Here is a 5,565-nt window from a genome sequence, read left to right as displayed (position 1 = left end):
CTGGCAGATCGGCATCGGCTGCGTGCCGATCACCATCGTGGGCTTGTTGATTGAGAGGTCGGACTGGCTGCACGTCACGCCGCTCGGCTGGTGGCTTCTGTTCTATTCCACCGTGGTGCAGTTCTGCATTGCCTATGTCGCCTGGTTTGCCGCGCTGTCACGGCTGCCGGCGTCGGTGGCCGCGATCGGCACCATGGCGGTGCCGGTGATCGGCGTGGTCGCCTCGGCCTTCGCGCTGCATGAACCGCTCGGGGCAGGGCAGATCGCCGCGCTCGTCTTCACGCTGGCGGCCGTCGTGCTGGCGACGCGGTCTTGAAGCCGCGCCGCCATTTGTCATGCGTCATGCAATCACACCGCCTTAGGGGCAGGGATGCCGCAGGCCGTCATAGCCGAGATAGGTCCCGGAAGCAGGATCGTAGGTACGGTAGCGCTGCGCGCAGTAGCTGGCGTCACCGCCGGTGGCGGGAACGACGGCAACGGTGTCGCCGCCGTCATAGTAGCTGTTGTCGTAGTAGTCGGGGCCATAGTCGTACGCATAGTCCGGGCCGCCATAATAGGCATAGCTATCAGCCGCGAGTGCGCCTCCGACGAATGCGCCAGCGGCCACGCCCGGCCAGAAGCCGCCATGGTGATGATGGCCGTGCCAGCCGCCGCCATTCCAGCCGGGATTACCGCCATTCCAGCCGGGATTGCCGCCGTTCCAGGCGGTGCGGTTGCCGCTCCAGCCGGGCCCCCCCGTGTGGGCCGCGAAGCTCGCGCCTGGCGCGCCAACGCCCGGCCGCATCGCGCCGCCAACAGGCGCCCCGCCGCCGACATGCATGCCACCGCCCATGGCCATTCCGCCGCCATGGAAGCCGCCACCGCCGTGGAATCCGCCGCCGCCACCGCGGCCGAAGGCGAAACTCGCACTCGGGGCCGCCATCAGCGCGAGGCCCAGTGCGAGGGCCGACGCGGTGCTCAAGACTTTCAGTCTGATCATGATCAACTCCATTCACGTGAGATGCTCACTCAATCCCTGCGAAACATGAATGTTCCGAGTTTGCGACCAAACGATCGTCAGGCACACGGAGGTCAACGGGCGGGAGCGCGGGGAACTTTACTGGACAATCGCGCGGGCTGATGGCATCAGGGCGCAACGCACCATCGCGCGAACGGCCGGCCGCATGAAACAGTTTTTCCTGAAACTCTTCACTTGGTGGAACAGCCAGACCTTCGGCACCCAGTTGTGGACCTGGCGGTTCGGCGAGCTCGTCGGCGAAGACGGTCAGGGCAACCGCTACTACCGCACCAAGGGCGGCGCGATCGACCCGACGCTGCATTTCGAGCGGCGCTGGGTGATCTACAACGGCCTGGCCGAGGCCAGCCGCATTCCGCCGGAGTGGCACGGCTGGATCCATCATACCGTCGACACCCCGCCGACGGAGACGAGCTACAACCCGCGCGAGTGGGAGAAGCCGCATGTGCCGAACCTGACCGGCACGCCCTACGCGTACCGGCCGCAAGGCTCGACGCTGGCCAGCGGCCGCCGTCCCAAGGCGACCGGCGACTATCAGCCCTGGACGCCCGGAAGCTGACCTGATCCTACCCCTGCTTTTCATCTTGCGCGCAACAGAATGCTGCGGTCGCACAGTCATGGCAGGGCTGTGGACAACGGTAACAGCGGGGACAGCGTCGCGCGCAGCCTTGCGTCTTTCGCGGCGAAGGCGCTTGATGGGGTCATCTTACGGAGATGGGAAACCATCGCATCGGGTTCAGGCGAACGGAATCGCGACTGTCGTCTGAAGTGCAGCGGCGCCCGATCAGAACGCGGCCGGGAGATAGGCCCCCGGGCACCAGAGGTTTCTGAGATCGCCCCGTCACAATGTGGCGCCGCCGTAGGACAGGAAAGGCCGTTCGGGAAACCGGACGGCCTTTTTCTTACCCTCACATGCTTTCGCTCAATCTTGCCGCGGCGCGGGCGACCGCTTCGGCGCGGCGCTGCTTGAACGGCGCGATGCGCTCGCTGATCTGCGCCAGCACCCCGGCCGGGGCGGTGTCGGGCGAGCCGGCGTCGAATGGCGGCGCCGGATTGTATTCGAGCCGGAGCTGAATTGCCTCGGCGGTCGGGCGGTCGACCAGGATTGACACCAGCCTCAGCGCGAAATCGATCCCGGCGGTCACCCCGCCGCCGGTGACGCGGTTGCGATCGATGCAGACCCTCGTCTTCTCGGGAATGGCGCCGAACGCCGGCAGCATGTCCATCGCGCTCCAGTGCGTCGCTGCGTGATAGCCCTTGAGCAGGCCCGCCGCGCCCAGCACCAGCGAGCCGGTGCAGACCGAAGTGATGTATCTGGCGTCTGCCGCCTGCCGGCGCAGGAAGGAGAGCACCTCCTCGTCATTGAGCAGTTCGTCGCTGCCGTAGCCGCCGGGCACGCAGATGACGTCGAGCTGCGGGCAGTTGGCGAAAGTGACGGTCGGGGTGAGCACCAGAACGGAATCGCTCTTCACCGGCTCGATGCGTTTCCAGATCAGATGCAGCTTCGCGCCCGGCACGCTGGAGAACACCTGCACCGGACCGGTGAGGTCGAGCTGGGTGACATACGGAAACACCAGAAGTCCGATCTGCAGCGGCGCCGACATGAGAGCCTCCCGAAAATGCGCTTGACGGGAGGCATCCTGCCATGATCGCCTGATGTCTTGAAGGGCAACTTTCCCTCGCTTTAAGACACGAGATGACGACCATGATCGGCGTGCTGATCTTTCCGGATTTCCAGCTTCTCGATGCTGCGGGCCCGATTTCGGTGTTCGAGATCGCCACGCGCTATGCCGGCGCCGCGCCGGCGATCAAGGTGATCGCCGCGAAGCCCGGCCCGGTACGCGCGACGTCGGGCGTGGAGATGATGGCGCGCAAGCTCGGCTCGCCGGCCGCGCTCACGACCCTCATCATCGCCGGCGGCGAGGGCATCGAGGCGGCCGCGCGCAACGTCTGTGCGACGAAGTTCGTGAGGGCGGTGGCCGGACGCGGCAGCCGCGTCGCCAGCGTCTGCTCGGGCACATTCATGCTCGCCGAAGCCGGCCTGCTCGACGGCAAGCGCGCGACCACGCATTGGCAGCGCACCCGGCAATTCCTGGCGAGGTATCCGCAGGTGAAACTCGAGCCGGATCAGATCTTCGTGCGCGACGGCAACATCTGGAGCTCGGCCGGCATCACCGCCGGCATCGATCTCGCGCTCGCGATGGTCCAGGAGGATTTCGGCGACGACATCGTGCAGAAGACAGCGCGCCAGCTCGTGCTGTATCACCGCCGCAGCGGCGGGCAGTCGCAGTTCTCCTCGCTGCTCGAGCTGAAGGCGCCGAGCGGCCGCTTCGGGGCGCTATTGACCTGGGCGCGCGAGCATCTCGATGCGCGGTTGACGGTCGAAGATCTCGCCGAGCGCGCCGGCATGAGCGCGCGCCACTTCACCCGCGCCTTCATCGCCGAGACCGGCACGACGCCGTCGAAAGCCGTCGAGCGCCTGCGGATCGAGGCTGCGCGGGCCCGCGTGCAGTCGTCGAGCGAGGCGATCGAGCGGGTCGCGGAGGCGACCGGTTTTCGCGATCCGGAGCGGATGCGGCGCGCCTTCATCCGCGCCTTCGGCCAGCCGCCGCAATCGCTTCGGCGGGCGGCGCGGGCGGGATAGCGATCCGAAGAGATGACAAGTTCCGAATATCGGAAAGTTGATCTTCGGTCGCAACACCAGCCGCGTGCTCGCTTGTGGTTGCAATCAACCATACGGTTGACCGCGATCGGGAGCCTTCCCGCGTGTTCCGGAGTGTAGCAGATTGATCACGCTGCACGCTGTTCCGCCTTCAAGAACAGCAGTTTTCCTGCACATGGCGACCATTTGTCCGTAGAGTGTCGGTCAACCGGGCAGGCGACGTATTTCATCTCGTATCATTTTGAAATCCCGGCGGGTCGCTGGCGCAATGCCAGCGGCCCCTTTCATTTCGGGCAAAGGCACTGCCGCCGTCCGCCGCGTGGTGGCGCGGGCTATCGCGTTGCGATTGGCATTGGAACCGGTGCGACCTATAGTCCGGTCGACAGGCACAAGACCAAGGTCATGCGGGTTTCCATCATCACCGGCGGCGGGTCCGGGATCGGCGCCGCCGTGGCGCGGCGGCTGGCGGCGCGTGATCGATGCCTGATGCTGCACGGGCAGGGTGGCGACGCCGCCTCGTTCGAACGACTGAGCACTGTAGCCTCGCAATGCGAGCAGGCAGGCGCCGAAGTGGCCTGTTCGACGGGCGACCTGGCCCAGGCGGGCACGGCCGCCGGACTGGTCCGCGCCGCCCGCGAGGCGTTTGGCCCGGTCGAAGCCATCGTCCATGCCGCCGGGTTCGCCGATAAGCGCGGTTTTGCCGAGCTGCCGCGCGAGGGGCTGGATCGCGCCTATGCGGTGATGGCCGCGGCGTTTCACGAGCTCACCGCCGCTGCGTTGCCGGATCTGATGCGCGGCGCGCAGGGGCGTGTGGTGGCGATCAGCAGCTTCGGCGCGCATCGCTTCGTGCCTGACGGCGTCTTTCCGGCGTCCGCCGCGGCCAAGGCTGCCCTCGAAACGCTCGTAAAATGCCTCGCGATTGAGCTTGCGCCGTCGGGCGCGACCGCCAATGTCGTGGCGCCCGGCTATACCCGCAAGGACGCCGGGCGGCTGGGATCGCTGGATGCCGCTGGCTGGCAGCGCGCCGCCAAGGCCAATCCGCTCGGACGGTTGGCCGAGCCGGACGAGGTCGCGGCGACGGTCGCCTTTCTGCTGTCGGCGGAGGCTGGCCACATCACCGGCGCGGTGCTGCCCGTCGATGGCGGCCTCACGCTGATGTAGTTTGTTTTCTCTGGGGGCTTGATGTCAGACAACGCGGGAAGCAGGGGTGCCGATGTCGTCGTGCTGGGCGCCGGCATGGTCGGTGTGTCGACGGCCTATGCGCTGCGGCAGCGGGGCTTGTCGGTCGTGCTGGTGGATCGTCGCGAGCCCGGCAGCGAGACCTCCTATGGCAATGCCGGTATCCTGAGCAGCGGCTCGATCTTCCCGCTCAACACGCCCGCGCTCTGGCGCAAATTGCCGACCTATCTCTCCAACCGTCACCACGCGCTGCGCTGGAATCCGGCCTGGGCGCTGCGCAACGCCGACTGGGTCGTCCGTTTCCTTGCCAACGCCACCGCTGCGCAGACCGAGCCGCGCGCGGTCGCGCTGCACGGCCTGATCGGCGCCTCGCTGAAGCTGCACCGGGAATGGATCGTGCAGGCGGGTGCTGCGCAACGCATCCGCGAGACCGGCTGGCTGAAAGCATGGCGCAGCGACAACGTCGCTGCCGCCAAGGCGGAGCAGGCAGCGCTCGCCGCGCACGGTATCAAGAGTGAGCTCCTCGACCGTCAGGCCATCTCCGCGCTCGAGCCGAACATCCTGCCGGCCTACAGCGTCGGCCTGTTGCACACCGAGACCGCCTCGGTGGATGCGCCAGGTGAGGTGGTAAAGGCGTATGCACGGATGCTCGCCGGCAACGGCGGCGAGATCCGCCATGCCGAGATCAGGGCGATTGAAAAGGACGGCG

7 protein-coding genes are annotated in these 5,565 nt (G+C 67.0%); 5 read left to right on the top strand and 2 right to left on the bottom strand.

Going from position 1 to position 5,565, the window contains the following annotated elements:
• The coding region (locus tag JOY90_RS01515) for a DMT family transporter (RefSeq protein ID WP_291689407.1) at positions 1–316 on the top strand (316 nt) is incomplete at its 5' end.
• Between the two features lie 42 nt (positions 317–358).
• Here JOY90_RS01515 and JOY90_RS01510 read toward each other — a convergent pair.
• Complete coding sequence (locus tag JOY90_RS01510; protein WP_291689406.1) at positions 359–979, bottom strand: BA14K family protein; 621 nt, start codon at positions 977–979, stop codon at positions 359–361.
• Positions 980–1,163: 184 nt separating this feature from the next.
• Between JOY90_RS01510 and JOY90_RS01505 the strand changes: the two genes are divergently transcribed.
• On the top strand, positions 1,164–1,574 hold the full coding sequence (locus tag JOY90_RS01505; RefSeq protein ID WP_291689405.1) for an NADH:ubiquinone oxidoreductase subunit NDUFA12: 411 nt from the start codon (positions 1,164–1,166) through the stop codon (positions 1,572–1,574).
• Positions 1,575–1,923: 349 nt separating this feature from the next.
• On the opposite strand, the gene JOY90_RS01500 is transcribed toward JOY90_RS01505, so the two are convergent.
• On the bottom strand, positions 1,924–2,619 hold the full coding sequence (locus JOY90_RS01500; RefSeq protein ID WP_291689404.1) for a DJ-1/PfpI family protein: 696 nt from the start codon (positions 2,617–2,619) through the stop codon (positions 1,924–1,926).
• A gap of 101 nt (positions 2,620–2,720) precedes the next feature.
• Here JOY90_RS01500 and JOY90_RS01495 point away from each other — a divergent pair, with 101 nt between their 5' ends.
• The 3 genes from JOY90_RS01495 to JOY90_RS01485 form a co-directional block, all read left to right on the top strand.
• Positions 2,721–3,659 carry a GlxA family transcriptional regulator gene (locus tag JOY90_RS01495; protein WP_291689408.1) on the top strand — a complete coding sequence of 313 codons (939 nt, stop codon included), beginning with the start codon at positions 2,721–2,723 and terminating at the stop codon, positions 3,657–3,659.
• Between the two features lie 420 nt (positions 3,660–4,079).
• On the top strand, positions 4,080–4,838 hold the full coding sequence (locus JOY90_RS01490) for an SDR family oxidoreductase (RefSeq protein ID WP_291689403.1): 759 nt from the start codon (positions 4,080–4,082) through the stop codon (positions 4,836–4,838).
• Positions 4,839–4,859: 21 nt separating this feature from the next.
• Positions 4,860–5,565, top strand: a 706-nt coding sequence (locus JOY90_RS01485) for an FAD-binding oxidoreductase (protein WP_291689402.1), incomplete at its 3' end; no start/stop codon positions are given.

The sequence above is a fragment of the Bradyrhizobium sp. genome (assembly GCF_019242285.1).
Classification (GTDB): Bacteria; Pseudomonadota; Alphaproteobacteria; order Rhizobiales; family Xanthobacteraceae; genus Bradyrhizobium.
This window is presented reverse-complemented; position numbering and strand designations above follow the sequence as displayed.

Excerpts from the sequence above, each read along its gene's own strand:
- JOY90_RS01510 (WP_291689406.1), bottom strand. The coding sequence starts at position 979 with ATGATCAGACTGAAAGTCTTGAGCACCGCGTCGGCCCTCGCACTGGGC.
- JOY90_RS01505 (WP_291689405.1), top strand. The coding sequence starts at position 1,164 with ATGAAACAGTTTTTCCTGAAACTCTTCACTTGGTGGAACAGCCAGACC.
- JOY90_RS01500 (WP_291689404.1), bottom strand. The coding sequence starts at position 2,619 with ATGTCGGCGCCGCTGCAGATCGGACTTCTGGTGTTTCCGTATGTCACC.
- JOY90_RS01495 (WP_291689408.1), top strand. The coding sequence starts at position 2,721 with ATGATCGGCGTGCTGATCTTTCCGGATTTCCAGCTTCTCGATGCTGCG.
- JOY90_RS01490 (WP_291689403.1), top strand. The coding sequence starts at position 4,080 with ATGCGGGTTTCCATCATCACCGGCGGCGGGTCCGGGATCGGCGCCGCC.